The 23,995-nt window shown below is 70.4% G+C and carries 21 protein-coding genes, 1 tRNA gene and 1 pseudogene; 13 read left to right on the plus strand and 10 right to left on the minus strand.

Translation table 11 applies throughout. The annotated features are described in order from the left end of the window. The first annotated feature begins 134 nt into the window (after window positions 1–134). The 7 genes from ACP7TJ_RS13075 to ACP7TJ_RS13105 all read left to right on the plus strand — a co-directional run bounded on the left by ACP7TJ_RS13075 (window position 135) and on the right by ACP7TJ_RS13105 (window position 5,778). A complete protein-coding gene (locus ACP7TJ_RS13075) occupies window positions 135–1,007 on the plus strand; it encodes a helix-turn-helix domain-containing protein (protein ID WP_093765662.1) in 873 nt (290 codons plus the stop codon). Between the two features lie 8 nt (window positions 1,008–1,015). Continuing rightward, a tRNA-Gln gene (locus ACP7TJ_RS13080) sits at window positions 1,016–1,088 on the plus strand. A 120-nt stretch (window positions 1,089–1,208) separates the two neighbouring features. Further along, on the plus strand, window positions 1,209–2,654 hold the full coding sequence (gene glmU / locus ACP7TJ_RS13085; RefSeq protein WP_401542044.1) for a bifunctional UDP-N-acetylglucosamine diphosphorylase/glucosamine-1-phosphate N-acetyltransferase GlmU: 1,446 nt from the start codon (window positions 1,209–1,211) through the stop codon (window positions 2,652–2,654). 89 nt (window positions 2,655–2,743) lie between these two features. Then, on the plus strand, window positions 2,744–3,724 hold the full coding sequence (locus ACP7TJ_RS13090; protein ID WP_093765660.1) for a ribose-phosphate diphosphokinase: 981 nt from the start codon (window positions 2,744–2,746) through the stop codon (window positions 3,722–3,724). Window positions 3,725–3,930: 206 nt separating this feature from the next. Beyond that, window positions 3,931–4,524, plus strand: a complete 594-nt coding sequence (locus ACP7TJ_RS13095; RefSeq protein ID WP_093765659.1) for a 50S ribosomal protein L25/general stress protein Ctc — start codon at window positions 3,931–3,933, stop codon at window positions 4,522–4,524. 74 nt (window positions 4,525–4,598) lie between these two features. Then, on the plus strand, window positions 4,599–5,201 hold the full coding sequence (pth, locus tag ACP7TJ_RS13100; protein ID WP_093765658.1) for an aminoacyl-tRNA hydrolase: 603 nt from the start codon (window positions 4,599–4,601) through the stop codon (window positions 5,199–5,201). A gap of 91 nt (window positions 5,202–5,292) precedes the next feature. Then, window positions 5,293–5,778 (plus strand): hypothetical protein, encoded by a 486-nt coding sequence (locus ACP7TJ_RS13105; RefSeq protein ID WP_427763238.1) that lies wholly within the window; start codon window positions 5,293–5,295, stop codon window positions 5,776–5,778. Window positions 5,779–5,858: 80 nt separating this feature from the next. Here ACP7TJ_RS13105 and ppc read toward each other — a convergent pair whose 3' ends face one another. Then, on the minus strand, window positions 5,859–8,609 hold the full coding sequence (ppc, locus tag ACP7TJ_RS13110) for a phosphoenolpyruvate carboxylase (RefSeq protein ID WP_367471633.1): 2,751 nt from the start codon (window positions 8,607–8,609) through the stop codon (window positions 5,859–5,861). Window positions 8,610–8,901: 292 nt separating this feature from the next. On the opposite strand from ppc, the gene ACP7TJ_RS13115 reads away from it, so the two are divergent. After that, a complete protein-coding gene (locus ACP7TJ_RS13115; protein WP_266546764.1) occupies window positions 8,902–9,915 on the plus strand; it encodes an acyl-CoA desaturase in 1,014 nt (337 codons plus the stop codon). After that, window positions 9,912–10,586, plus strand: a complete 675-nt coding sequence (locus ACP7TJ_RS13120; RefSeq protein WP_266397900.1) for a TetR/AcrR family transcriptional regulator — start codon at window positions 9,912–9,914, stop codon at window positions 10,584–10,586. Before ACP7TJ_RS13115 ends, ACP7TJ_RS13120 begins: the two co-directional genes overlap by 4 nt. On the opposite strand, the pseudogene ACP7TJ_RS13125 reads toward ACP7TJ_RS13120, so the two are convergent. Beyond that, a pseudogene (locus ACP7TJ_RS13125) lies at window positions 10,583–10,715 on the minus strand (glyoxalase); the annotation flags it as partial. The gene ACP7TJ_RS13120 and the pseudogene ACP7TJ_RS13125 overlap by 4 nt on opposite strands. 56 nt (window positions 10,716–10,771) lie before the next feature. Then, entirely contained in the window at window positions 10,772–11,596 is an 825-nt protein-coding gene (locus ACP7TJ_RS13130) for a trans-aconitate 2-methyltransferase (protein WP_427763241.1), read from the minus strand. Between the two features lie 115 nt (window positions 11,597–11,711). On the opposite strand from ACP7TJ_RS13130, the gene tamR reads away from it, so the two are divergent. Next, entirely contained in the window at window positions 11,712–12,209 is a 498-nt protein-coding gene (tamR, locus tag ACP7TJ_RS13135; protein ID WP_006135804.1) for a MarR family transcriptional regulator TamR, read from the plus strand. On the opposite strand, the gene ACP7TJ_RS13140 is transcribed toward tamR, so the two are convergent. Further along, window positions 12,168–12,935, minus strand: coding sequence for a LuxR C-terminal-related transcriptional regulator (locus tag ACP7TJ_RS13140; RefSeq protein ID WP_093765653.1), 768 nt, complete (start codon window positions 12,933–12,935; stop codon window positions 12,168–12,170). The two genes, tamR and ACP7TJ_RS13140, sit on opposite strands and share 42 nt — an antisense overlap. Before the next feature lie 230 nt (window positions 12,936–13,165). On the opposite strand from ACP7TJ_RS13140, the gene ACP7TJ_RS13145 reads away from it, so the two are divergent. Beyond that, the gene (locus ACP7TJ_RS13145; protein ID WP_189910846.1) at window positions 13,166–13,621 is read left to right on the plus strand and encodes a GNAT family N-acetyltransferase; all 456 of its coding nucleotides are present in this window, start codon (window positions 13,166–13,168) and stop codon (window positions 13,619–13,621) included. 74 nt (window positions 13,622–13,695) lie between these two features. Here ACP7TJ_RS13145 and galK read toward each other — a convergent pair whose 3' ends face one another. The 3 genes from galK to galT are packed head-to-tail and all read right to left on the minus strand — an operon-like array spanning window position 13,696 to window position 16,918. Next, the gene (galK, locus tag ACP7TJ_RS13150) at window positions 13,696–14,868 is read right to left on the minus strand and encodes a galactokinase (RefSeq protein ID WP_189910847.1); all 1,173 of its coding nucleotides are present in this window, start codon (window positions 14,866–14,868) and stop codon (window positions 13,696–13,698) included. Further along, window positions 14,865–15,860 carry a UDP-glucose 4-epimerase GalE gene (gene galE, locus ACP7TJ_RS13155; protein WP_093765650.1) on the minus strand — a complete coding sequence of 332 codons (996 nt, stop codon included), beginning with the start codon at window positions 15,858–15,860 and terminating at the stop codon, window positions 14,865–14,867. Before galE ends, galK begins: the two co-directional genes overlap by 4 nt. Then, window positions 15,857–16,918, minus strand: a complete 1,062-nt coding sequence (galT, locus tag ACP7TJ_RS13160) for a galactose-1-phosphate uridylyltransferase (RefSeq protein ID WP_167743339.1) — start codon at window positions 16,916–16,918, stop codon at window positions 15,857–15,859. The genes galE and galT overlap by 4 nt, the downstream gene beginning before the upstream one ends. 176 nt (window positions 16,919–17,094) lie before the next feature. On the opposite strand from galT, the gene ACP7TJ_RS13165 reads away from it, so the two are divergent. Beyond that, window positions 17,095–18,774, plus strand: a complete 1,680-nt coding sequence (locus ACP7TJ_RS13165; protein ID WP_189910850.1) for a sodium:solute symporter family protein — start codon at window positions 17,095–17,097, stop codon at window positions 18,772–18,774. Window positions 18,775–18,795: 21 nt separating this feature from the next. Further along, complete coding sequence (locus ACP7TJ_RS13170) at window positions 18,796–19,110, plus strand: hypothetical protein (RefSeq protein WP_093765647.1); 315 nt, start codon at window positions 18,796–18,798, stop codon at window positions 19,108–19,110. Between the two features lie 149 nt (window positions 19,111–19,259). Here the strand turns inward: ACP7TJ_RS13170 and ACP7TJ_RS13175 are convergent, their stop codons facing one another. The 3 genes from ACP7TJ_RS13175 to ACP7TJ_RS13185 all read right to left on the minus strand — a co-directional run bounded on the left by ACP7TJ_RS13175 (window position 19,260) and on the right by ACP7TJ_RS13185 (window position 23,877). Continuing rightward, window positions 19,260–19,931, minus strand: a complete 672-nt coding sequence (locus ACP7TJ_RS13175) for a helix-turn-helix transcriptional regulator (protein ID WP_093765646.1) — start codon at window positions 19,929–19,931, stop codon at window positions 19,260–19,262. A 227-nt stretch (window positions 19,932–20,158) separates the two neighbouring features. Continuing rightward, window positions 20,159–22,054 (minus strand): PQQ-binding-like beta-propeller repeat protein, encoded by a 1,896-nt coding sequence (locus ACP7TJ_RS13180; protein WP_093765645.1) that lies wholly within the window; start codon window positions 22,052–22,054, stop codon window positions 20,159–20,161. 68 nt (window positions 22,055–22,122) lie between these two features. Then, a complete protein-coding gene (locus ACP7TJ_RS13185) occupies window positions 22,123–23,877 on the minus strand; it encodes a PQQ-binding-like beta-propeller repeat protein (protein ID WP_167743342.1) in 1,755 nt (584 codons plus the stop codon). Between the last annotated feature and the right edge of the window lie 118 nt (window positions 23,878–23,995).

The raw sequence follows: 23,995 nt of genomic DNA on the forward strand, positions 1-23,995 counted from the left end.
CCGTCGACTTTTCACCTCGCCACCGGACCACACCGTCCGACCGATCAGCCGCGATACGCCCCACAATCCCTCGAACTGCTGAATCGCTCACCGTTCGAGGGGGGAACCATCCATTCCGCCCGGACGGTATGCCCATGGCACATCCGACCGGCAAATACGCCGACTTCGAAGCCCTCCGCGACCAGGCCGTCGCCCTGCGACGCGCGGGCCTCAGCCGACGCCAGATCCGCGACCGGCTCCACGTCGACAACAACGACATCCTCAACCGCCTCCTCCAAGGCGAACCCGCCCCCGACTGGACCAGACGCCCCAACGCCAAGGACGACCTGCGGGCAAGGGCCCGCGAGCTACGCCTTCAGGGCTGGACGTACGACCAGATCCAGGTCGAGCTGGGGTGCTCCAAGAGCTCGATCTCCTTGTGGGTGCGGGATCTGCCGAAGCCGGAGCGCCGCGCCCCTTCGGAGCAGGCACGGCTGGCGAACCGGATGCGCTGGGAGCACGAGCTGGCCGTCCGGGACGAACAGCGCCGACGGACCAAGGAGGCCGCCGCCCTGGAGATCGGCCCGCTGTCCGACCGCGACCTCTTCCTCACAGGTGTGGCCCTCTACTGGGCCGAGGGCGCGAAGGACAAGCCCTACGACCGGCGGGAGAACGTCCTCTTCGTCAACAGCGACCCCGGCGTGATCAAGCTGTACCTGGCCTGGCTCGACCTGCTCGGCGTCGAGCCCGATCGCCTGCGGTACCGCGTGATGATCCATATGACCGCCGACGTGGAGGGCGCGAAACGGTACTGGGCGGATCTGGTCGGCGTGGACGTCTCCGTCTTCCAGAAAACGACCATCAAGAAGCACAACCCGGCGACCGTCCGGAAGAACGTCGGCGACACCTATCGCGGCTGTCTGGTCGTCCGGGTGTCACAAGGCGCCGACCTGTACCGGCGCATCGAAGGCTGGTGGACAGGAATGGTCTCCGGGATCACCACGCCACCCGCCTCGGGTAAGGTCTGACGCAGCCATCCGCCATGGGGTAACTGGTAGCCCGCGAGCCTTTGAAGCTCTGTAGTGCTGGTTCGAATCCAGCTGGCGGAGCTGCATGGTTCGGGTCCTGACCGGCAACCGGTCAGGACCCGCGCTCATGTCCCCCCGGAAACGCCCCGGTATCCTGCGGATGTCCATCCCCCCACCTCCAACACAGCCGAAGGGCATCCCGTGAGCGCCAATCGCCCGGCAGCCGTCGTCGTTCTCGCAGCGGGTGAGGGCACCCGTATGAAGTCGGCCACACCGAAGGTCCTGCACGAGATCTGTGGTCGTTCCCTGGTGGGTCATGTGCTCGCCGCCGCCGGTGAGCTGGACCCGGCGCACCTGGTCGTCGTCGTGGGTCACGCCCGTGAGCAGGTGACCGCGCATCTCGCCGAGGTCGCCCCCGCGGTGCGGACCGCCGTGCAGGCGGAGCAGAACGGCACGGGGCACGCCGTGCGGATGGGCCTGGAGGAGCTGGGCGGTTCCGTGGACGGGACCGTGGTCGTGGTGTGCGGTGACACCCCGCTGCTGACCGGTGAGACGCTGCGCCGGCTGTCCGAGACGCATGTGGCGGACGGCAACGCGGTGACGGTGCTGACGGCGGAGGTGCCGGACGCGACGGGGTACGGCCGGATCGTGCGGGACGGTTCCGGTGCGGTGACCGCGATCGTGGAGCACAAGGACGCGTCGGACGAGGTGCGGGCGATCCGGGAGATCAACTCGGGTGTGTTCGCGTTCGACGGGGCGCTGCTGGCGGACGCGTTGAAGAGGGTGCGTACGGACAACAGCCAGGGTGAGGAGTACCTGACGGACGTGCTGGGGATCCTGCGTGAGGCGGGGCACCGGGTGGGTGCGTCGGTGGCGGGGGATCACCGGGAGATCGCGGGGATCAACAACCGTGTGCAGTTGTCGGAGGCGCGGCGGATTCTGAACGAGCGGTTGCTGACGGCGGCGATGCTGTCCGGTGTGACGGTGGTGGATCCGGCGTCGACGTGGGTGGACGTGACGGTGACGTTCGAGCGGGACGCGGTGGTGTTGCCGGGGACGCAGTTGCACGGTGTGACGCATCTGGGTGAGGGCTGCGAGGTGGGTCCGAACACGCGTTTGACGGACACCCGGGTGGGTGCGGGTGCGCGTGTGGACAACACGGTGGCGACGGGTGCCGAGGTGGGTCCGGGGGCGTCGGTGGGTCCGTTCGCGTATCTGCGGCCGGGGACGCGGCTGGCGCGTAAGGGCAAGATCGGCACGTTCGTGGAGACGAAGAACGCGTCGATCGGCGAGGGGTCGAAGGTTCCGCATCTGTCGTATGTGGGTGATGCGACGATCGGCGAGTACTCGAACATCGGTGCGGCGAGTGTGTTCGTCAATTACGACGGACAGGACAAACATCACACGACGGTCGGGTCGCACTGCCGGACCGGGTCGGACAACATGTTTGTTGCTCCTGTCACGGTCGGAGACGGTGCTTACACGGCTGCGGGCTCGGTGATCACGAAGGATGTGCCGCCGGGTTCCCTGGCGGTGGCCCGTGGCCAGCAGCGCAACATCGAGGGCTGGGTGGCTCGTAAGCGTCCGGGGAGTGCTGCCGCGAAGGCCGCGGAGGCGGCGTCGCGGGAGCCGGCCGGCGAGGACTGACCGGAGAGCGTCCCGTTCGGGACGGCGTACCGTGAGAGGTGCGGAAACGCGCACCCCACCAGCTGAGACACCTCTGAGGAGACAGTGCTGTGACCGGGATCAAGACGACCGGCGAGAAGAAGATGATGTTCTTCTCCGGCCGCGCCCACCCCGAGCTTGCCGAGGAGGTCGCCCAGCAGCTGGGTGTCGGGGTCGTCCCGACGAAGGCCTTCGACTTCGCGAACGGCGAGATCTATGTGCGGTATCAGGAGTCGGCCCGTGGTGCCGACTGCTTCCTGATCCAGAGCCACACGGCGCCGATCAACAAGTGGATCATGGAGCAGTTGATCATGATCGACGCGTTGAAGCGTGCGTCGGCCCGTTCGATCACGGTGATCGTGCCGTTCTACGGGTATGCCCGGCAGGACAAGAAGCACCGCGGCCGTGAGCCGATCTCGGCGCGTCTGATCGCGGATCTGATGAAGACGGCGGGTGCGGACCGTCTGCTGACGGTGGACCTGCACACGGACCAGATCCAGGGCTTCTTCGACGGTCCGGTGGACCATCTGTTCGCGCTGCCGCTGCTCGCGGACTACGTGGGCGCGAAGGTGGACCGTTCGAAGCTGACGGTGGTGTCCCCGGACGCGGGCCGGGTGCGGGTGGCGGACCGCTGGTGCGACCGGCTGGGTGCGCCGCTGGCGATCGTGCACAAGCGCCGGGACAAGGACGTGGCGAACCAGGTCACGGTGCACGAGGTGGTCGGTGAGGTGAAGGGCCGCGTGTGCGTGCTGGTGGACGACATGATCGACACGGGTGGCACGATCTGTGCGGCGGCGGACGCGTTGTTCGCGCACGGCGCGGAGGACGTGATCGTGACGGCGACGCACGGTGTGCTGTCGGGTCCGGCGGCGGACCGGTTGAAGAACTCGAAGGTGAGTGAGTTCGTGTTCACGAACACGCTGCCGACGCCGAGTGAGCTGAGCGAGAGCCTGGACAAGATCACGGTGCTGTCGATCGCGCCGACGATCGCGCGCGCGGTGCGTGAGGTGTTCGAGGACGGTTCCGTGACCAGCCTGTTCGACGAGCAGTAAGGGTTCTGCGGTCCGACGTCCGTTCGACTGCCGGTGATCGTTTTGGGTACGGCCTCCTGGCCCGGGTAAACTGCACGAGTTGCTCGGCGAGGGAGGCCGTACCGCTTCTTCGGAAGCTCGTACGGCGGTCCGTTATCGACGCGCTCTTCGTAGCAGGCCGTTCGTGGCCGGGTGACCACGTCCGTTTCTGACTATGAGGAGTGATCATGTCCGAGGTGAAGATCGCCGCCGAGACGCGCACCGAGTTCGGCAAGGGTGCCGCCCGTCGTATCCGTCGTACCGACAAGGTTCCCGGTGTTCTGTACGGGCACGGTTCCGACCCGCTGCACCTGACCCTCCCGGGCCACGAGCTGCTGCTCGCCCTGCGTACGCCGAACGTTCTGATCTCGCTGGAGATCGACGGCAAGACCAACGAGCTGGCCATCCCGAAGGCCGTCCAGCGTGACCCGCTGAAGGGCTTCCTGGAGCACGTCGACCTGCAGCTGGTGAAGCGCGGCGAGAAGGTCCAGGTCGAGATCCCGGTGCAGGCCGAGGGCGAGCTGGCCCCGGGCGGCAACCTGCTGGAGCACGTCCTGAACGCGCTGCCGGTCGAGGCCGAGGCCACGCACATCCCGGAGCAGGTCACCGTGTCCGTCGAGGGCCTGGCGGCCGGTGCCTCCGTGCTCGCCAAGGACATCACGCTCCCCAGCGGTGTCACCCTGGCGGTGGACGAGGACGCCGTGGTGCTGCAGGTCCTGGCCGCGCAGGCCGAGGAGGCGCCCGAGGGTGCCGAGGAGGGCGAAGAGGCCGCCGAGGCCTGAGCCTTTCGGATCCAGTCGTACGTCGGCCGCTGCTCCCGTGCGGGGCGGCGGCCGACGCGTATGCAGGAGGAAGCGTGGGCGTGACGGAGGACGCGGCGGGCCCCTGGCTGATCGCCGGGCTGGGCAATCCGGGACCGGGGTACGCGATGAACCGGCACAACGTGGGGTTCATGGTCGCGGATCTGCTGGCGGAGCGGACGGGCGGCCGGTTCAAGCGGGCGGCCAAGGCGCAGGCGCAGGTCGTGGAGGGGCGGATCGGGCCTCCGGGACCGGGCAGCCGGCGGGTGGTGCTGGTGAAGCCGATGTCGTACATGAATCTGTCGGGCGGGCCGGTGAACGCGCTGCGGGAGTTCTACAAGGTGCCGCCGCAGCGGGTGGTGGCGGTCCACGACGAGCTGGACATCGACTACGGGGCGCTGCGGCTGAAGCTGGGCGGCGGGGACAACGGGCACAACGGTCTGAAGTCGCTGACGGGCGCGTTCGGGCGTGACTACCACCGGGTGCGGTTCGGGATCGGGCGGCCTCCGGGGCGGATGCCGGTGGCGGACTTCGTGCTGAAGGACTTCTCGTCGGCGGAGCGCAAGGAGCTGGACTACTTCGTGGACCGGGCGGCGGACGCGGTGGAGTGTCTGGTGACGGAGGGTCTGGAGCGGGCGCAGAGCGCCTACAACGCGTGAGGTGCGGCTGAGGGTGACTTCGGGGGACATGTCGCCTGGTGTCTCCCTCCGGAGTTGACCGGGCGCGAGGTCATGGCCAAAGATCGCGGCCATGCCTTCCGCTGTCCGTTCCTCGCGCGGTTCCTCCGCGCTGCGCCTCGGCCGGTTCGCGGCGATGGGCGCGGTCGCCGTGCTGATCCTGATCGCCGGTGTGTGGGCGTCGTGGGGGACGGCGCAGCACGTGATGCTGGCCAAGGGCCGCGAGCGCGGCACGGTCGAGGTGACGCGGTGCGCCGAGGACGCCTGCGAGGGCCCGTACCGGCCGCTGTCGCCGGGGTCGCAGCCGCGCGCCAAGGTGGTCCTCGACGACACGGTGGCCGTGGAGAAGGGCCGCACCTACACGGTGGTGCTGAAGCCGGACGGCGCGGAGGCGGTGCGCTCCGGTCCTGCCGGGGTGCTGTACGCGTGGGTGCCGCTCGGGGGCGCGCTGCTGCTGGCGTCGGTGGTGGTGGCGGGCGGCCTGCTGCGGACGCGCGCGGCGTGGGTGATGGCGCTGGCGGGCGCGGGACTGCTGACGGCGGCGTTCGTGGCGCTGTAGACGCGTCCGGACGTGAAGGGGGCGGTGCCCTCGGGTCCGTGGGACCTGGAGGGCACCGCCCCTTTGTCGCGTTCCGGTCGTCAGCCGGTGTTGCGCAGGCCCGCCGCGACACCGTTGACGGTGAGCAGCAGGGCGCGGGAGAGCAGCGGGTCGGGCTGGTCGCCGGCGGCGGCCGCGTCGCGCTGGCGCTTGAGCAGGGCCACCTGGAGGTAGGAGATCGGGTCCAGGTAGGCGTCGCGGATGGTGAAGGTCTGCTTGAGGACGGGGTCGGCGTCCAGCAGTTCCCGCTCGCCGGTGACGCGCAGCACCTCGGTGACGGTCAGTTCGTGCTCCGCCTTGATGGTGTCGAAGACGTGCTTGAGCTCGTCCGGGACGAGGGTGTCGACGTAGTGCTGGGCGATCCGCAGGTCCGTCTTGGCGAGGGTCATCTCCACGTTGGAGATGAAGTTGCGGAAGAAGTGCCACTGCTCGTACATCTCGTCGAGCACGCCCTCTCCTCCCAACGTCGCAGTCAGGCCGGCCTCGCGCAGCGCCTTGAGGCCGGAGCCGACGCCGAACCAGCCGGGGACGATCTGCCGGGACTGGGTCCAGCCGAACACCCACGGGATGGCGCGCAGACCGTCGAGGGAGACGCCGGAGCCGGGGCGGCGGGAGGGCCGCGAGCCCAGGTGCAGCTCGGCGAGCTGGTCGACCGGCGTGGAGGCGAGGAAGTACGTCGGCAGGTCGGGGTCCTCGACGAAGGACCGGTACGCGGCGTGGGCGGCGTCGGAGACGACGTCCATGGCGGCGTCCCAGCGGGCGAGGGCCTCGACGGACTGGCGGGGCGCGGTGTGCAGGGCGGACGCCTGGAGGGTGGCGGCGACGGTCAGTTCGAGGTTCTCGCGGGCGAGGGACGGGATGAGGTACTTGTCGGAGATGACCTCGCCCTGCTCGGTGACCTTGATCTCGCCCTCGAGGGTGCCCCAGGGCTGGGCGAGGATCGCGTCGTGGGTGGGGCCGCCGCCGCGGCCGACGGTGCCGCCGCGGCCGTGGAAGAGGCGCAGCCGGACGCCGTAGCGGTGGGCGACGTCGCGCAGCCGGCGCTGGGCGCGGTGGATCTCCCACTGGCTGGTGGTGATGCCGCCGAACTTGGAGGAGTCGGAGTAGCCGAGCATGACCTCCTGGACGTCGCCGCGCAGGGCGACGAGGCGCCGGTAGGAGGGGTCGGCGAGCATGTCCTCCAGGATCGTGTCGGCGGCCTTGAGCTCGTCCGTCGTCTCCAGCAGCGGCACGATGCCGATCTTCGCCCAGCCGGCGTGCAGGTCGATCAGGCCGGCCTCGCGGGCGAGGAGGGCGGCGGCGAACACGTCGTCGGCGCCCCGGCACATGGAGATGATGTACGACTCGACGACCTCGGGTCCGAAGACCTCCAGGGCGCGCTTGACGGTCCGGAAGACGCCGAGGGTCTTCTCGCCGGCCTCGTCGACGGGCGCCGGGGTGGGCGCGAGGGGCCGGCGGGAGCGCAGTTCCTTGGCGAGGAGCTTGGCGCGGTACTCGCGGGGCATGTCGGCGTAGCGCCAGGATTCCTCGCCGAGCCGGTCGAACAGCTGGCCGAGGGCGTGGTGGTGGGCGTCGGCGTGCTCGCGGACGTCCATGGTGGCGAGCTGGAGGCCGAAGGCGGCGAGGGTGCGGATGGTGCGGGCGAGGCGTCCGTCGGCGAAGAGGCCGCCGCGGTGCTCGCGCAGGGAGGCCTGGATGATCCGCAGGTCGGCGATGAGCTCGCTGGTGCCGAGGTAGTCGCGGCCGGGCTCGTGCGGGGTGCCCTTGGCGAGGCGGAGCTTGGTGTTCTCCAGCTTCTGCCGGATGCAGGTGGCCTTGAGCCGGTAGGGCTCCTCGGCGTTGAGGCGCTTGTAGCGGGGGCTGATCTCGGGGAGCGCCTCGAGGTCGGACTGGAGGGAGGCGAGCAGTTCCTCGGTGGCTCCGGTGTAGCGGATGGAGTTGGAGAGGAAGCCGCGCAGCTCGTCGATCATCTCCAGGGCGTCGTTGATGCCGTGCTCGTGCTGGAGGATCAGGACGTCCCAGGTGACCTGGGGGGTGACGTTGGGGTTGCCGTCGCGGTCGCCGCCGATCCAGGTGCCGAAGGTGAGGGGGCGGGTGTCGTCGGGCAGGTGGACGCCGACGCGCTCGAGTTCGGCGGTGAGGTCCTCCAGGACGTCGCCGACGGCGCCGGCGTGCAGCTCGTCGAGGTAGTAGATGGCGTTGCGGGCCTCGTCGGCGGGCTCGGGGCGCACCACGCGCAGTTCGTCCGTCTGCCAGACGAGGTCGATGTTCTCCGCCAGGCGGGTGTCGAGGCGGCGCCGGTCGGAGGCGAGGACCGGGGTTTCCAGGAGGGCGGCGATGCGGCGGAGCTTGTTGAGGACGGAGCGGCGGGCGGCCTCGGTGGGGTGGGCGGTGAAGACGGGCCGCACGTTGAGGTGGCGCACGGTCTGGCGCAGGTGCTCGGGGTCGGCGTCCTTGAGCCGGTCGGCCGTGCGGGAGAGCAGGCCGCCCTCGGCGGCGCGGCGGGCGGCGAGTTCGCGTCCGCGGTGCACCTGTTCGGTGACGTTGGCCAGGTGGAAGTAGGTGGAGAAGGCGCGCACCAGCTTGGCGGCCGTCTCCAGCTCGGTGCCGCGCAGCAGCTCGGCGGCGGCCTCGCCGTCCTCGCGGGTGAGGCGGCGGACCTTCTCGACGAGTTCGAGGAGTTCCGGGCCCTCCTGCCGTACCAGGGTCTCGCCGAGGAGGTCGCCCAGTCGGCGGATGTCGGCACGCAGTTCGGCGCTCGTCGTGGTGGTCTGGTCGTCGGCACTGCTCACAGGTGCGGCTCCTTGCAGTGTTGAAGCTCATCTGGGAGGGAACCCGAACGAGCGTCTCGCGCGGCATGAGCCGCTTGCGGGCCGGACGTCCGGGAAGAAATCAGAGCGGACCGCGCTGTCCGACCGACTTCCAAGGATAGGTGTCGAGCCGGACGCGCTGGCCCGCGGGCTCTTGCCGCGGGGCGACGCACTGCCATACTTACGATGCCGTAGGTTACGGGACCGTAGGAAAGCGATGCGGTTCCGGCGGCCCGGCACCTTCCCTCAGTCCACATACCCCACAGGGGAACGCATGACCTCAAGCTCCGACGTGCTCGACGAAGCCCAGAAGCAGTCCCGGTCCGACGACACCGCGCCCTCCGCCACGCTGGGCGGGGAGCGGAAGCGGTCCATCGAGCAGATCACGCTGCTGCTCTTCATCGTCGTCCCCTTCCTCGCGCTGCTGGCGGCCGTGCCGCTGGCGTGGGGATGGGGGGTGAGCTGGCTGGACCTCGGCCTGCTGGTGTTCTTCTACTTCCTGGGATGCCACGGCATCACCATCGGCTTCCACCGTCACTTCACGCACGGCTCGTTCAAGGCGAAGCGGCCGCTGAAGATCGCGCTGGCCGTCGCCGGTTCGATGGCGGTCGAGGGACCGCTGGTGCGCTGGGTGGCCGACCACCGCAAGCATCACAAGTTCTCCGACGCGGAGGGCGACCCGCACTCGCCGTGGAGGTACGGGGAGACCGTTCCGGCGCTGATCAAGGGCCTGTGGTGGGCGCACATCGGGTGGATGTTCGACGAGGAGCAGACGCCGCAGGACAAGTACGCGCCGGATCTGATCAAGGACCCGGCGATGCGGCGGATCTCCCGTCTGTTCGTGCTGTGGACGGTGCTGTCGCTGGCGCTGCCCGCGCTGATCGGCGGTCTGGTGACCATGTCCTGGTGGGGTGCGTTCACCGGCTTCTTCTGGGGGTCACTCGTCCGGGTGGCTCTGCTGCACCATGTGACGTGGTCGATCAACTCGATCTGCCACGCGGTGGGCAAGCGTCCGTTCAAGTCGCGGGACCGTTCGGGCAACGTGTGGTGGCTGGCGGTGCTGTCGTGCGGTGAGTCCTGGCACAACCTGCACCACGCCGACCCGACGTCCGCGCGCCACGGTGTGGAGCGCTGGCAGGTGGACTCCTCGGCCCGGCTGATCCGCTGGTTCGAGCAGCTGGGCTGGGCGTACGACGTGCGGTGGCCGTCACGCTCGCGTATCGATTCGCGCCGTGTCACCGCGGATGCCTCCGCCCGGAGCGGGAAGGAACCCGCAGAGGCGGCATGATGGTCGCTGTGGCGACCGACTCCAGCACTCCCAGCAATGACAAGCCGCGGCGTGCGCGCCGCACCCGGATGACCGGTGCCGAGCGCCGCCAGCAGCTGCTGGAGATCGGCCGCACCCTCTTCGCGGCGAAGGGGTTCGAGGGCACGTCGGTGGAGGAGATCGCGGCGAAGGCCGGGGTCTCCAAACCCGTGGTGTACGAACACTTCGGCGGCAAGGAGGGGCTGTACGCGGTCGTGGTGGACCGGGAGATGCGGCGGCTGCTGGACATGGTGACCAGCTCGCTGACGGCCGGCCATCCGCGTGAGCTGTGCGAGCAGGCCGCGTTCGCGCTGCTGGACTACATCGAGGAGTACACGGACGGGTTCCGCATCCTGGTCCGTGACTCCCCCATCCCCCAGTCGACGGGGACCTTCGCCTCGCTGATCTCGGACATCGCCACCCAGGTGGAGGACATCCTGGGCCGCGAGTTCAAGAGCCGCGGCTTCGACCCGAAGCTGGCCCCGCTGTACGCGCAGGCGCTGGTCGGGATGGTGGCGCTGACCGGCCAGTGGTGGCTGGACGTGCGCAAGCCGAAGAAGGCGGAGGTGGCGGCCCACCTGGTGAACCTGGCCTGGCACGGCCTGGACGGCCTGGAGCCGAAGCCGCGGCTGATAGGCCACCGCAAGTCCTAGGCGGGGCCGGGCTCCAGGAACTCCAGGCGGTTGCCGACGGGGTCCTCGCTGAAGAAGCGGCGGTGCCCCGGGGAGCAGATCGTCCCAGGTGACCGGGGCGCCGTGGGCGGCCAGCCTGGCAGCAGATCCTCCGATCCGGGTGGTGCGGCGAGCTGCACATGGTCGACGGCGGTCAGCATCGCTTTTCAGCCCTCCTTCACGGCGACGGCGAACACGCGGCGGAAGCGGAACGGGGTGCCGTGCGCGGTGGCCGGGTAGGCCGCGCGGAGGGCGGCGCGGTACTCGGTGAGGAACTCCTCCCGCGCCGCGGGGTCGTCGTCGAGGGCGGTGAGGACGGGCCGCAGCCCGGTGCCCTTCACCCAGTCGAGCACGGGGTCCTCCCCCGTCAGCAGATGGACGTACGTGGTCTCCCAGGCGTCCACCGTGCAGCCGAGGGCGGCCAGGCGGTCCAGGTACTCCTCGGGCGGCAGGACGGCGTCCTCGTGGCGCAGCACCCCGGAAAGGCGCTCCCGCCACCGCGGGGAGGCGGCGAGGTCGCGCATCAGGGTGTGGCTGGGGGCGTCGAAGTTGCCGGGCACCTGGAAGGCGAGGACGCCGCCGGGCGCGAGCCCGTCGATCCACGTCCCGAACCGCTCCACGTGCCCGGGCACCCACTGCAGGGTGGCGTTGCTGGCGATCAGGTCGTACGGCTCCCCGGGCGCCCAGGTGCCGGCGTCGGCGTGGGCGAAGTCGAGCCGGCCGCCTCCGCCGGTGGGGCCTTCGTGGTCGGCGCGGGCCTTGTCGAGCATCTCCGGGGAGTTGTCGTAGCCGGTGATGCGGGCGGCGGGCCACCGTTCGGCGAGGAGGGCGGTGACGTTGCCGGCGCCGCAGCCGAGGTCGGCGATGCGGGGCGGGTCGCCGGGGAGCCCGGGGACGCGGGCGAGCAGGTCGGTGAAGGGCCGGGTGCGGTGCCCGGCGTGACGCAGGTACTGGACGGGATCCCAGACGGGACGGGCGGATGCTGCGGACACGGGACCTCCCGGATCACGGATCGGCACGACGTCAGCGTGCCCCCACAACCATCTCGACGTCAAGATACTTGACATCAAGAGACTTCACATCGACACAACCACTACACTGATCCTTATGGAGGACGAGGTCGATCGGCTGGTCGCAGCGTGGCGCCGGGAGCGCCCGGACCTCGACGTGGAACCGCTCGAGGTGCTCAGCCGGGTCAGCAGACTGGCCCGGCACCTGGACCGGGCACGCCGCCTCGCCTTCACCGAGCACGGCCTGGAGTCCTGGGAGTTCGACGTGCTGACGGCGCTGCGCCGCGCCGGCACCCCGTACCAGCTCTCCCCCGGCCAGCTCCTCACGCAGACGCTCGTCACCTCGGGCACGATGACCAACCGTATCGACCGGCTCACCAAGAAGGGCCTGGTGGAGCGGCTGCCGGACCCCAGTGACCGGCGCGGTGTGCTGGTGCGGCTGACCGACGAGGGCAAGGACCGCGCGGACCAGGCGCTGGCCGGTCTGCTCGCCCAGGAGCGGGCGATCCTCGGCGAGCTCACCCGCGCCCAGCGGGTGGAACTGGCCGGGCTGCTACGCCAGTTGACCGCCCCGTTCGACAACATCCCCGGATAGGTCCACCGGTCCCACCCCGGCCCGCCGGGCCAGGGCGACCGCGGCCAGCGTGGAGTGCACGCCCAGCTTGCCGAGGACGTTCTGCATGTGGGTGCGCACGGTGTGCGGGGACAGGTACAGGCGCTCGGCGACGGCTTTGCGCCCCAGACCCGCGACCATGCAGCGCAGCACCTCCCGCTCGCGCGGGGTCAGCGACTCCACCAGGCGCTCGCTCTCCGTGCGATGGCGCCGGGCGGCGGTCAACTCCCGCAGGACGCCGGTCAGCAGCGCGGGCGGCAGATGGGTCTCGTCGCGCAGCACGCCGCGGATGACGGTGAGCAGCCGGCTCAGCGAGCAGTCCTTGGCGACCCAGCCGGAGGCGCCCGCCTGCAGGGCGAGGGCGGCGCGGGCCGGGTCGTCCTTCTCGGCGAGCACGACCACCCGCACCTGCTGCTGCGCCGCGCGCACGCCGCCCACCAGGGAGATGCCGTCCACGGCGCCGTCCTCGTCGACGGCCTGCACGGGCACGGCCGGGCGTCCGTCCGGCGCCGGGACGCCCAGGTCTGCGTCGACGAGCAGCACGTCGAACCGCCGCCCCTCGGCGGCCGCCCGCTCCAGGCACCGCAGCGCCGCCGGACCGCTGCCCGCCGCGGACACGTCGACGTCCGGCTCCGCGGCCAGTGCCGCGGCCAGCGACTCGGCGAAGATGCGGTGGTCGTCCACGACCAGGACTCGAATGCGAACCACGTAACCCCCTTCCCCACGCTCTTCCCAGAGCAGGGGACTACCCCGTCGCCGGTGGACGACACCGGCACGGACACGGCACCGGGACCCCCCGTGGCTTTCCCTCGCCGGACGCGGGACGGACACCGTCTCGCCCCTGAACGCTCGCCGGCCCCCACCGGCGCTGTTCATCAGAGTACGGGCGGGGGCCCGGAGCGGAAGCTGATTTGCAGAACTTGCGGCCTTGCGCGTTTATGGTGTGCCGCATGTTTCGTCTTGAGACAGAAGTCGACAAGGCCCGACGCGATCTGCTCCACAAGCGGCTCCGGGACACCAACACGGCGGCCTCCCCGGTTCTGCGCGCACTGCGCGGAACCCCCGCCGAGCGGGAATCCCCTTTGCACGTGTGGGCGTTGGACGCGAACGGCGATCTCGCGGGCGGCCTGGTCGGCCACACCTGGACGACCTGGCTGCACGTGACCTACCTGTGGGCCGACGCCGCCCACCGCGGCATGGGCCTCGGCTCCACGCTCCTGGCCGAGGCGGAACGCCTCGCCGCCACGGAGCGCGCCTGCACGCACAGCCGCGTGGAGACCTGGGACTTCCAGGCCCCGGACTTCTACAGGAAGCAGGGGTACGAGGTGGTCTGCGTGATCCCCGACTACCCTCCGGGCGTCACGGAGTACACGTTGACCAAGCGACTCACCTGAGCGGCCAGGACCCTCCGGATGAATGCCCCGCCCGGCGACGGCCGCGGCGGGGCATCCCCGAGCGAGCGCAGCGGCTACCGCACCCGCCGCGCCCCCGCCGAAGGCACCGCCTCGAAGACGCGGGGCGTTGTGAAGCCCGCCGCCGCGAAGGCCTCCTCGACCGCCTTCGTGACGGCCGGGACGTCCGCCTCCTCCGTCAGGACGATCGCCGAGCCGCCGAAGCCGCCGCCCGTCATGCGGGCGCCGAGCGCGCCTGCGGTGACCGCCGTGTCGACGACCAGGTCGAGTTCGGGGCAGGAGACGCGGAAGTCGTCGCGCAGGGAGGCGTGGCCCTCGATCAGCAGGGGGCCGATGGCACGGGTGTCGCCCGACTCCAGAAGGGAGACGACCTGTTCGACGCGGTGGTCCTCGGTCACCACGTGGCGGACCAGGCGGCGGACCTCCTCGTCGTCGCCGAGACGGGCCAGCGCCGCGTCCAGGTCCTCGTGGGGGACGTCCCGCAGGGCGTCGACGCCGAGCAGGGCCGCGCCCTTCTCGCAGCCCTCGCGGCGCTTGCCGTACTCGCCCTCGCTGTGGCTGTGCTTGACCTGGGTGTCGACGACGAGCAGGCGCATGCCCTCGGCGGCCAGGTCGAAGGGGATCTGACGCTGGGACAGGTCGCGGGTGTCGAGGAACAGGGCGTGCCCCGCCTCGCAGCAGGCGGACGCCGTCTGGTCCATGATGCCGACGGGCGCGCCGACGTAGACGTTCTCCGCGCGCTGGGACAGGCGGGCGAGCTGCCAGCCGCGCAGGCCGAGGCCGAAGAGGTCGTTCAGCGCGAGGGCGACGACGACCTCCAGGGCGGCCGAGGAGGACAGGCCGGCGCCCGCCGGGACGGTGGACGCGAGGTGGACGTCCGCGCCGGTGACCGCGTGGCCGGCCTCGCGCAGCGCCCACACCACGCCCGCCGGGTAGGCGGTCCAGCGCTTGTCGGACTCGGGGGCGAGGCCGTCCACCGTGAGCTCCACGACGGGGCCGCCGATGTCGGCGGAGTGCAGGCGCAGCACGCCGTCGTCGCGCCGGGAGACCGCCGCGACGGCGGTGTGCGGCAGGGCGAACGGCATGACGAAGCCGTCGTTGTAGTCGGTGTGCTCGCCGATGAGGTTGACCCGGCCGGGTGCCGCCCACACTCCGTCGGGCGTACTCCCGTACAGCTCCTCGAACCGTTCGGCGACGGCTTCCGCGGCGGCCGCGCTGGACTCGCTCATGCCCTGGATCCCTGACCCTTCGTCGTCTTCTGGCTGCCGCGCTGCTGCGCGAACTCCCACGCGTCCGCGACGATCCCCTCGAGGTCCGCGCGTGACGGGTTCCAGCCGAGCTTCTCGCGGGCCGCGGCGGCGGACGCGACCAGGACGGCGGGGTCGCCGTCCCGGCGCTCCGCGACGACTTCGGGGATCGGATGCCCGGTGACCTTGCGGACGGTCTCGATCACCTCGCGGACCGAGAAGCCGTTGCCGTTGCCGAGGTTGCACACCAGGTGCTCGCCGGGCGTGGCCGCCTTCAGCGCGAGCAGATGGGCCTCGGCCAGGTCGGCGACGTGGATGTAGTCGCGGACGCAGGTGCCGTCGGGCGTCGGGTAGTCGTCGCCGTAGACGGAGATCGCCTCGCGCCGGCCCTGGGCGACCTGGAGCACCAGGGGGATGAGGTGCGACTCGGGGTCGTGGCGCTCGCCGTACGTCCCGTAGGCGCCGGCCACGTTGAAGTAGCGCAGGGAGACCGCGCCGAGCCCGTGGGCCTGCGCCTCACCGGTGATCATGTGGTCGACGGCGAGCTTGGAGGCGCCGTAGGGGCTGGTGGGGCGGGTGGGGGCGGTCTCCGGGATCGGGACCTGCTCGGGCTCGCCGTACGTGGCGGCCGTGGAGGAGAACACCAGCCGGCGCACGCCGGCCTCGCGCATCGCGCCGAGCAGCGCCATGGTGCCGCCGACGTTGTTGTCCCAGTACTTCTCCGGCTTCCGCACGGACTCGCCGACCTGGGAGAAGGCGGCGAAGTGCAGCACGCCGTCGTACGAGGAGTCCAGCCACTTGGCGGCGTCGCGGATGTCGCCCTCGACGAAGGCGGCGCCCTCGGGGACGCCCTCACGGAAGCCGGTGGAGAGGTTGTCGAGCACGACGACCTCGTGACCGGCCTCGACCAGATGCTGGGCGACGACGCTGCCTACGTATCCCGCGCCCCCGGTGACCAGGTACTTCCCGCTCATGAACTCGCTACCTCCCGCAGTCGCTCGGCCGCGCGCTCCGGCGGCACGTCGTTGATGAACACGTTCATGCCGGACTCGGAGCCCGCGAGGAACTTCAGCTTGCCGGACGTACGGCGGATGGTGAAAAGCTCCAGATGCAGCGCGAAGTCGTCGCGCGTGACGCCGTCGAACTCCGCGAGCTGCCCGAACGGCGCCTGGTGCCAGGCGGCGATGTACGGCGTCGGCGGTTCGTTCTCCCCGAAGATCCGGTCGAAGCGGCGCAACAGTTCCAGGTACACCCGGGGGAACTCCGTGCGCGCCGCCTCGTCGAGTCCCAGCAGGTCGGGCACCCTGCGCTTGGGGTACAGATGGACCTCGTACGGCCAGTGCGCCGCGTAGGGCACGAACGCCACCCAGTGTTCACCCTCCAGGACGACCCGCTCGCCGGCGCGTTCCCGCTCGACCACGGCGTCGAACAGGTTCTCCCCGCCCGTCGCCTCCTTGTGCGCCGCCACCTGGCGCAGCATCAGGGCGGTGCGGGGGGTGGTGAAGGGGTAGGCGTAGATCTGCCCGTGCGGGTGCTGAAGGGTGACCCCGATCTCGGCGCCCCGGTTCTCGAAGCAGAACACCTGTTCAACGGAGGGCAGATGCGACAGCTCGGACGTGCGGTCCGTCCAGGCGTCCAGCACCAGCCGCGCCTGCCGTTCCCCCAGCGAGGCGAAGGAGGCGTCGTGGTCGGAGGTGAAGCAGACGACCTCGCAGCGGCCGGAGTCCCCGGCGAGCGAGGGGAAGCGGTTCTCGAAGACCACCACGTCGTACGACGAGTCGGGGATCTCGCTCAGCCGGCCGTCCCGCGACGGGCACAGCGGGCACTCGTCGGCCGGCGGGTGATACGTGCGGCCCTGCCGGTGCGAGGCGATGGCGACGGAGTCGCCCAGGAGTTCGTCGCGGCGGATCTCGGACGTGGTCACGGTGGCGTCCAGCGGGCGGCGGTCGACCGCGTCGCGCACGGTGTCGTCGGCGAGGTCGTAGTAGACGAGCTCGCGTCCGTCGGCCAGCCGGGTCGAGGTCTTCTTCACTGTGGCACTCCTCCGCACCCGCCCGTTACTCAACACAATCGAACATAACACATCACAACCCATCAGCCAACGTCGCTCATCACAATCAAACAAAGAACGTGTACGAACGTGTTCAGCTATTGAACACGGAGGCGTAGATTCCGCGTCGGATCAGTTCGCGAACGAAGCGAGTGCGTATGCATACCCCCACATACCTGGCCGCGGAGCTTCGGCTCCCCACCAACTGGCTGGACTACACGATCCTCGGGATCTACTTCGTCGTCGTGCTGGGCATCGGCTTCGCCGCCCGCCGGTCGGTCAGGACGAGCCTGGACTTCTTCCTGTCCGGCCGCTCCCTGCCCGCCTGGGTGACCGGGCTCGCGTTCATCGCGGCCAACCTCGGCGCCACCGAGATCCTCGGCATGGCCGCGAACAGCGCCCAGTACGGCGTCTACACCACACACTGGTACTGGATCGGCGCCATCCCCGCGATGGTGTTCCTGGGCCTCGTGATGATGCCGTTCTACTACGGCTCCAAGGTCCGCTCGGTCCCCGAGTTCCTGCTGCTGCGCTTCGACAAGGCGGCGCACCTGCTCAGCTCGGTCCTGTTCGCCGCGGCCGCCATCCTCATCGCGGGCGTCAACCTCTACGCCCTCGCGATCGTCGTCGAGGCCCTCCTCGGCTGGCCGCAGTGGGTGGCCATCGTCGTCGCCGGCTTCTTCGTCCTCGCCTACATCACCCTCGGCGGCCTGTCCTCGGCGATCTACAACGAGGTCCTGCAGTTCTTCGTCATCCTCGCCGCGCTCATCCCGATCACCGTGCTCGGCCTGCGGAGCGTCGGCGGCTGGGGCGGCCTGACCGACAAGCTCACCGCGTCCCGCGGCGACGACTTCGTGACGGCCTGGGGCGGCACCGGCATCGGCAGCGACAACCCCCTCGGCGCCAACTGGCTGACCATCGTCCTCGGCCTCGGCTTCGTCCTCTCCTTCGGCTACTGGACGACCAACTTCGCCGAGGTGCAGCGCGCGCTGTCCGCGAAGAACCTCTCGGCGGCCCAGCGCACCCCGCTGATCGCCGCGTTCCCGAAGATCTTCATCGTCTTCCTGGTGATGATCCCTGGCCTGGTCGCCGCCGTACTGGTCCCCAAGATCGGCACCAACGGCTCGGACCTGCAGTACAACGACGCCATCCCGTACCTGATGCAGCAGCTGCTGCCCAACGGTGTGCTGGGCATCGCCGTGACCGGTCTGCTGGCCGCGTTCATGGCGGGCATGGCGGCGAACGTCTCCTCCTTCAACACCGTCTTCACCGCCGACATCTGGGCGAAGTACGTGGTGAAGGACCGCGAGGACTCCTACTACGTCCGCTTCGGCCGCCTGATCACCGCGATCGGCGTGCTCGCGTCCATCGGCACGGCGTTCCTGGCCAGCTCGTTCTCCAACATCATGGCCTACCTCCAGACGCTGTTCTCCTTCTTCAACGTGCCGATGTTCGTCGTCTTCATCATCGGCATGTTCTGGAAGCGGGCGTCGATGAAGTCCGGCTTCTGGGGCCTGATCGCGGGCACCACCGCGGCGATGGTGAACTACTTCTGGATCTACAAGCAGGGCATCATCGACATCCCCACCGACCAGGGCGCCAACTTCGTCTCCGCGATCGCGGGCTTCGTCGCGGGCGCGGTCGTCATGGTCGCGGTGTCGCTGTTCACGGCGCCGAAGCCGCAGGCCGAGCTGCAGGGGCTGGTGTACGGCACCCGCTCGCCCGGCATGGCGGAGCCGCCCGCGGAGGGCGACGACGCGTGGTACCGCAAGCCGGCGCTGCTGGGCTGGGGCGCGGTGATTCTGGCTGCCGCCTGCTACATCCCGTTCTCGTTCTGACCGCGGGAGGATTGAGAGAGCATGTCCGATCACTACTCCGAGGAAGATCTCCAGAAGGAGATCACCGAGCTGGAGACCAAGTCCGCGACGGCCGCGCGGTTGTTCGACATCCGGCGGATCATCGGTGGGTTGTTCGTGTTGTACGGGGTGATCGTGATGATCGCCGGGTTTACCGCGTCCGATGCCGACATCGAGAAGGCGGAGGGGGTCAACATCAACCTGTGGACGGGGCTGGGGATGCTGATCCTCGGGCTCCTGTTCCTCCTGTGGCTCTGGCTCCGCCCGACCCCGCCACCACCGGCGGTCCCTGAGGACGAGGACGCGTCCAGTTCCTGACGCATGGGCGTTTCCCACACGGGGTGTGCACCCTCGCCTACGGGGGTTGCACACCCCGTGTGCATGTGAGCCACGGGCGTGGGTGCGGGCCGGGGGGGCGGCGCAGCCCGACCCAAGCCCTCACCGGACAGGACGATGCGCCGCAGGCGTCACGGCCGCGTCGACGCCCGGTCCAGCAGGCCCGTACGCGCGGCCAGCGCCGCCGCTTCCAGCCTCGACCCCACCCCCAGCTTCATCAGCACCCTCTGCACATGCGTCCGCGCCGTCGACGGCGCGATCCCCATCCCCGCCGCGATCAGCCGCGTGTCCTCCCCCTCCGCGACCCGCACCAGCACCTCGACCTCCCGGGGCGTCAGCATCGACAACAACCGCGCCCCCTCGTCGTCCGGCTGGGCCGCGGGGTTCAGCAGCTCCCCGAACGCCCCCTGCAACAGCGCCGGCGCCACCGCCGCCTCCCCCGCCCGCGCCTTCAGCATCGCCCGCTCGACGCCCTCGATCCGCTCGTCGTGCCGCACGTACCCCGACGCCCCCGCCGCGAACGCCGCCGCGATCCCCCGCGGCGACGGCACCGGCCCCAGCACCACGACCGCCACCTGCGGCCGCTCCCGCTTGATCTTCACCACCGGATCGAACGTCCCGGCCTCCGCCGGCGCCGCCGTCCCCAGCAGACAGACCTCCGGCGCCCTGCTGATCACCAGGTCCGCGGCCCCCGCCGCGGGCGCCGCCGCGGCCAGCACCCTGTGCCCTCGCAGCTTCAGCGCCGAGGCCAGCGCCTCGGCGAGCAGTCGGTGGTCGTCGACCACCATCAGCCGCACTCCCATCGGACAACCATCCCCCCAGACAACACGCCCCCGGATGCCCCCGGAAGCTACACGCTTGTTCGACGTCGCGCTCCCCCTACCGGCGAGAATCGCCCCGGAACGCCGAAATTCTCGTGTTCGATGGCGAAGAGCGCGTGATGAGCGGTACGCGAACGGCCCCGTCCCTGAGCTGGGACGGGGCCGTCGGCGAAGCAACCGCGAACGATCACTCCATGCTCATTCCATGATCACTCCGTGCCGAACGCGATCACCGAGTACTCCTTCTCACGCGTCGTGAAGTCACTCGCGTACACGGAGGACATGTACAGACCGCCCTGCCCGTACTGGATCTCCGAGTACTCCGGCGACATCCGCGACTCCACGTCACGCACCGCCTCCGTCGACGGGTTCTCCATCAGGAGCGTCTCCTTGAAGGACTCGCCGTCGATGCTGACGATCTGCCCGCCCTTGTCGTACGGCGGCCGCTTGTACGCGATGACGTTGGGGCCGTCCATGCGCAGCGGGTAGATCTCGTAGTTCTCGCCGGCGTCGGCGCGCTGGCCGGTCTGCTTGCCGGTGGCCAGGTCGAACGCCACGACCTCGTTGGTCTGGCTGTACGACTCGCCGCCGCTGTCGTGCTCCTCGGTGGCGATGTACAGCCGGTCGTTGCCGACCGTGACGCCCGAGCAGTTCTCCACCTTGTAGATGCCGTCGCAGCGGGCGGCGAACTCGTCGCCCGGCGCGGAGAGGCGGGCGCGCAGCTTGCCGGTCTTGCTGTCGATGGAGAAGAAGTCGGAGATGCCGCTGCCGTCACCGGCGCTGTCGCCGACGTCGGCGGCCACCACGAGCGGGTCGGTGGAGACGACGGCCGCGTACTCGATGCCCTCGTCCATCTTGTACTCGGCGAGGACGTCGCCCGACGTGGGGTCGACGGTCTGTATGTGCAGCTGGCGCTGGTCGTACGAACCGCACTTGCGGACCGCGACCAGCTTGGGGCCGCCGCCGTACCCGGCGTCGTAGCAGGAGTCGGACGTCTTCGGCGCCCACCGCTCGTCACCGGTGGCGACGTCCCAGGCGGCGCCGCCGCTGGTGGAGCCGGCCGCGACGGTGCCGCCGCTGAGCGTCACGTTGTTGAAGCTGATCGGCATGGTGCCGGACTTGGCGGTCTTCGACCACACCTTGGTGCCGGCCTCCAGGTCGATCACCGCGACCTCGGTGCAGCTCTTGGGGTCCTGCGCGGTCGGCATGGCCGGCTTGTGGACGATCGCCGTCTTGTTGTCCTCGGTGAGGTGCGGGGTCGCCGTGCACACCGGACCGGGGAGGTCCAGCGTCCACTTCTTGGTGCCGGTCCCGCGGTCGTAGCCGGTGATCTCCGACAGCCCGCTCTTGGCGTAGACGGAGTCGGTCAGCCAGGAACCGGAGATGGGGATGCTCGTGGTGCCCTTGGGCACCTTGGGCGAGGGCACCTGGAACAGCACCTTGGACCCGGTGGAGGCCGGCGCCTTCTCCTTGGCCTCGCCGGTGGTGGCGCCTCCGTCGCCGGAGCCGCCGCCCTCCTTGCCGTCGCCCTTCCCGCCCTTGGTGTCGCCACCCTCGGCGGTGGTCTGCTTGTCGTCGTCCTTGCCGGACGAGTTCGCGTACCAGACGCCGCCGCCGACGATCAGCGCGATCGCGACGACGGCCGACACGATGATGGCAACCTGGGCGTTGATCTTCCGCCCGCCGCCCTGCTGTCCGGCCTGCGCCTGCATCGGCACGGTCGGCTGCGCGTAGCCGTACGGGGGCTGCTGACCGTACGGTCCCGGCTGCTGCGGCTGACCGTAGGGACCGGGCTGGCCGTACGGGCCGGGCTGCTGGGCCGGGTAGCCGTATCCGGCGGGCGGCTGCTGCGGGTAGCCGTAGCCGGGGCCCTGCGGGGGCGTCGGCGGCGCGGCGGGCGGCGGCGTGCCCGGCGCCTGCGGGTAGCCGTACCCCGGCTGCGGCGCCTTGCTCAGATCAGGCCCGGCGGGCGGCTGCTGCGCGGGCGGGGTGGGAGGCGTGGCGGGAGCCGAGGGCGCCGGCTGCTGCGGCTGAGACGGTTCCTGCGGCGGCCCGAACCCCGGCTGCTGCGGGGGCTGGTTGGGCGGCGGAGGCGGCTGGGTCATGGCGTGGGTACCTCGAGGGAAGGGGGACGGCGGGCGGCGGGAAAGTGAGGAGAGCGGCGCTCACGGCCTCATTCGCCGTAGGCGAGCATCAACTTCTCCTTCGCGTCGTCGTTGCCGTTCAGCCGGGTGGTCGACAGGTAGAAACGGCCGTCGACCCAGTCGATCGCCTTGCTGAAGAAGCCGTTCTCGATGTCGGCGACCGCCTGCGGGTTCTGCATCAGCGTGGCCGGCTTGTGGCTCGCGCCGCCGACGGGCAGGGCGACGATGCGGCCGCCGGCGTCGTAGGAGGGCTCGACGTACGCGATGAGCTTGCCGCCCTCCACCTTCATCGGGACCATCGACTCCTCCACGGGGGAGGACTCGCGCCACAGCTCCTTGCCGTTGGCGAGGCTGATGGCGACGAGTTCGTTGGCCCCGGTGGTGGCGGCCGTCGGCAGGTAGAGGGTGTCGCCCTCGACGACGACGCCCTCGCAGCCCTGGAGGTCGCGGGCGAGGATGGCCCAGCCGCAGCCGGGGTCGAACTTCTCGTCGACGGCGACCTGGGAGCGCAGCTTGCCCGCGGCGGTGAAGGCGGCGATGTTCCACGACTTCTTGTCGCTGCCCTCCTCCTCCTTGGTGGCGTAGACGACCAGCGGGTCGACGGAGAAGGTGCGCTCGACCCGCCAGCCCTTGGCGTACTGGTAGGTCCACTTGACCTTGCCGGTGGCGGGGTCGAGCTCGCGGACCTCGTCGTGCGCGTTGGCGCCGCCGGCGCCGCAGGACGCGACCTGGATCAGCCGCTCGCCGCCCGCGAACGCGGCGGGGAAGCAGGGGGCGTCGCCGTACCGCTTGGAGTCGAACAGCTTCTTGCCGGTGCGCACGTCGTACGCCGTGCCGGACTGCGAGCGGCCCACCATCAGCGTGTTGCCGGCGAGGGACATCTCGATGGAGAGCACGCTGTCGAACAGCTCGCCGTCGGCGACCTCCTGCGTCCAGCCCTTCTCGCCGGTGACGAGGTCGACGAGCTGGAGCTGGTTGCACTCGGCGCTGTCGCTGCTGCCGCTCATGGACGCGACGACGATCTTGTCGTCGGCCGTCTTCTCCGGCGTGACCGCGCAGATCTTGTGGGGGAAGCTGATGGTGTCCCAGGCGGGCTTGCCGTCGGTGACGTCGTACCCGTAGAGGTCCTTGTAGGCCGCCTTGACCGCGGTCTTGCCGGTGATCCACTGGCCGGGGGCGTCGGCGCCGGAACCGGGGGCGTCGGGCGCCTCCTTGTACCAGAGCACCTTGGACTCGCCCGCCTGGCGGCCCTCGTTGAGGTCCTCCGTCTCCTCGCCGCCGTCGCCGCTGCCGTCACCGGGGTTGACCGGGGCGCCGCCGGACTTGCCCGGCTTGGGGTCGTCGGTCTGCTGGGCGACCGGCTCCTTCTTGTCGTCGTCGCCTGAGACGGCCCATACCGTGCCCCCGACGATCAGCGCGACCGCCACCGCGGCGGCGGCGATCAGCAGCGGCTTGCCCTTGAAGGGGTTGCGGGAGCCGCCGCCGGGCGGGGTGCCGGGCGCGCCGGGGAACCCGGGCTGCTGCGGATAGCCGTACCCCTGCTGGCCGTACGGGCCGGGCTGCTGCGGCTGGCCGTACGGGCCGGGCTGCTGGTACGGCCCGGAGGCGTAGGGGCCGGGCTGCTGCGGAGGCTGCTGCGGGTAGCCGTACCCGGGCTGCGGGGCGCCGGACGGCTGACCCTGCGGGGGCGGAGGGGTCTGCGGCGGCCCGAAACCACCGCCCGGCGGCGGGTCCTGCGGAGGTCCGAAGCCGCCCTGAGGCGGCTGGTTGGGCGGCTGAGTCATCAGCGCGTTCCCCCTTGCTCACTGATTTTTAGCCACGCCCTGAGGTACGTGATGACCCAGAGTCGTCGTCGGTCACTTACCGGACGGCTCTTTCTATCACCCGGCACCGACACGCCAC

The sequence above is a fragment of the Streptomyces sp. DSM 41931 genome (assembly GCF_050271085.1).
Lineage (GTDB): Bacteria > Actinomycetota > Actinomycetes > Streptomycetales > Streptomycetaceae > Streptomyces > Streptomyces albogriseolus.

What these genes read in the sequence shown, in the direction of transcription:
- ACP7TJ_RS13075 (WP_093765662.1), top strand. Translation starts at nt 135, where the DNA reads ATGGCACATCCGACCGGCAAATACGCCGACTTCGAAGCCCTCCGCGAC.
- galE (WP_093765650.1), bottom strand. Translation starts at nt 15,860, where the DNA reads ATGAGCGGGAAGTACCTGGTCACCGGGGGCGCGGGATACGTAGGCAGC.
- ACP7TJ_RS13180 (WP_093765645.1), bottom strand. Translation starts at nt 22,054, where the DNA reads ATGACCCAGCCGCCTCCGCCGCCCAACCAGCCCCCGCAGCAGCCGGGG.
- tamR (WP_006135804.1), top strand. Translation starts at nt 11,712, where the DNA reads ATGGAGGACGAGGTCGATCGGCTGGTCGCAGCGTGGCGCCGGGAGCGC.
- ACP7TJ_RS13165 (WP_189910850.1), top strand. Translation starts at nt 17,095, where the DNA reads ATGCATACCCCCACATACCTGGCCGCGGAGCTTCGGCTCCCCACCAAC.
- ACP7TJ_RS13145 (WP_189910846.1), top strand. Translation starts at nt 13,166, where the DNA reads ATGGTGTGCCGCATGTTTCGTCTTGAGACAGAAGTCGACAAGGCCCGA.
- ACP7TJ_RS13185 (WP_167743342.1), bottom strand. Translation starts at nt 23,877, where the DNA reads ATGACTCAGCCGCCCAACCAGCCGCCTCAGGGCGGCTTCGGACCTCCG.
- ACP7TJ_RS13105 (WP_427763238.1), top strand. Translation starts at nt 5,293, where the DNA reads ATGCCTTCCGCTGTCCGTTCCTCGCGCGGTTCCTCCGCGCTGCGCCTC.
- ACP7TJ_RS13175 (WP_093765646.1), bottom strand. Translation starts at nt 19,931, where the DNA reads ATGGGAGTGCGGCTGATGGTGGTCGACGACCACCGACTGCTCGCCGAG.
- ACP7TJ_RS13095 (WP_093765659.1), top strand. Translation starts at nt 3,931, where the DNA reads ATGTCCGAGGTGAAGATCGCCGCCGAGACGCGCACCGAGTTCGGCAAG.
- ACP7TJ_RS13115 (WP_266546764.1), top strand. Translation starts at nt 8,902, where the DNA reads ATGACCTCAAGCTCCGACGTGCTCGACGAAGCCCAGAAGCAGTCCCGG.
- galK (WP_189910847.1), bottom strand. Translation starts at nt 14,868, where the DNA reads ATGAGCGAGTCCAGCGCGGCCGCCGCGGAAGCCGTCGCCGAACGGTTC.
- ACP7TJ_RS13120 (WP_266397900.1), top strand. Translation starts at nt 9,912, where the DNA reads ATGATGGTCGCTGTGGCGACCGACTCCAGCACTCCCAGCAATGACAAG.
- ACP7TJ_RS13170 (WP_093765647.1), top strand. Translation starts at nt 18,796, where the DNA reads ATGTCCGATCACTACTCCGAGGAAGATCTCCAGAAGGAGATCACCGAG.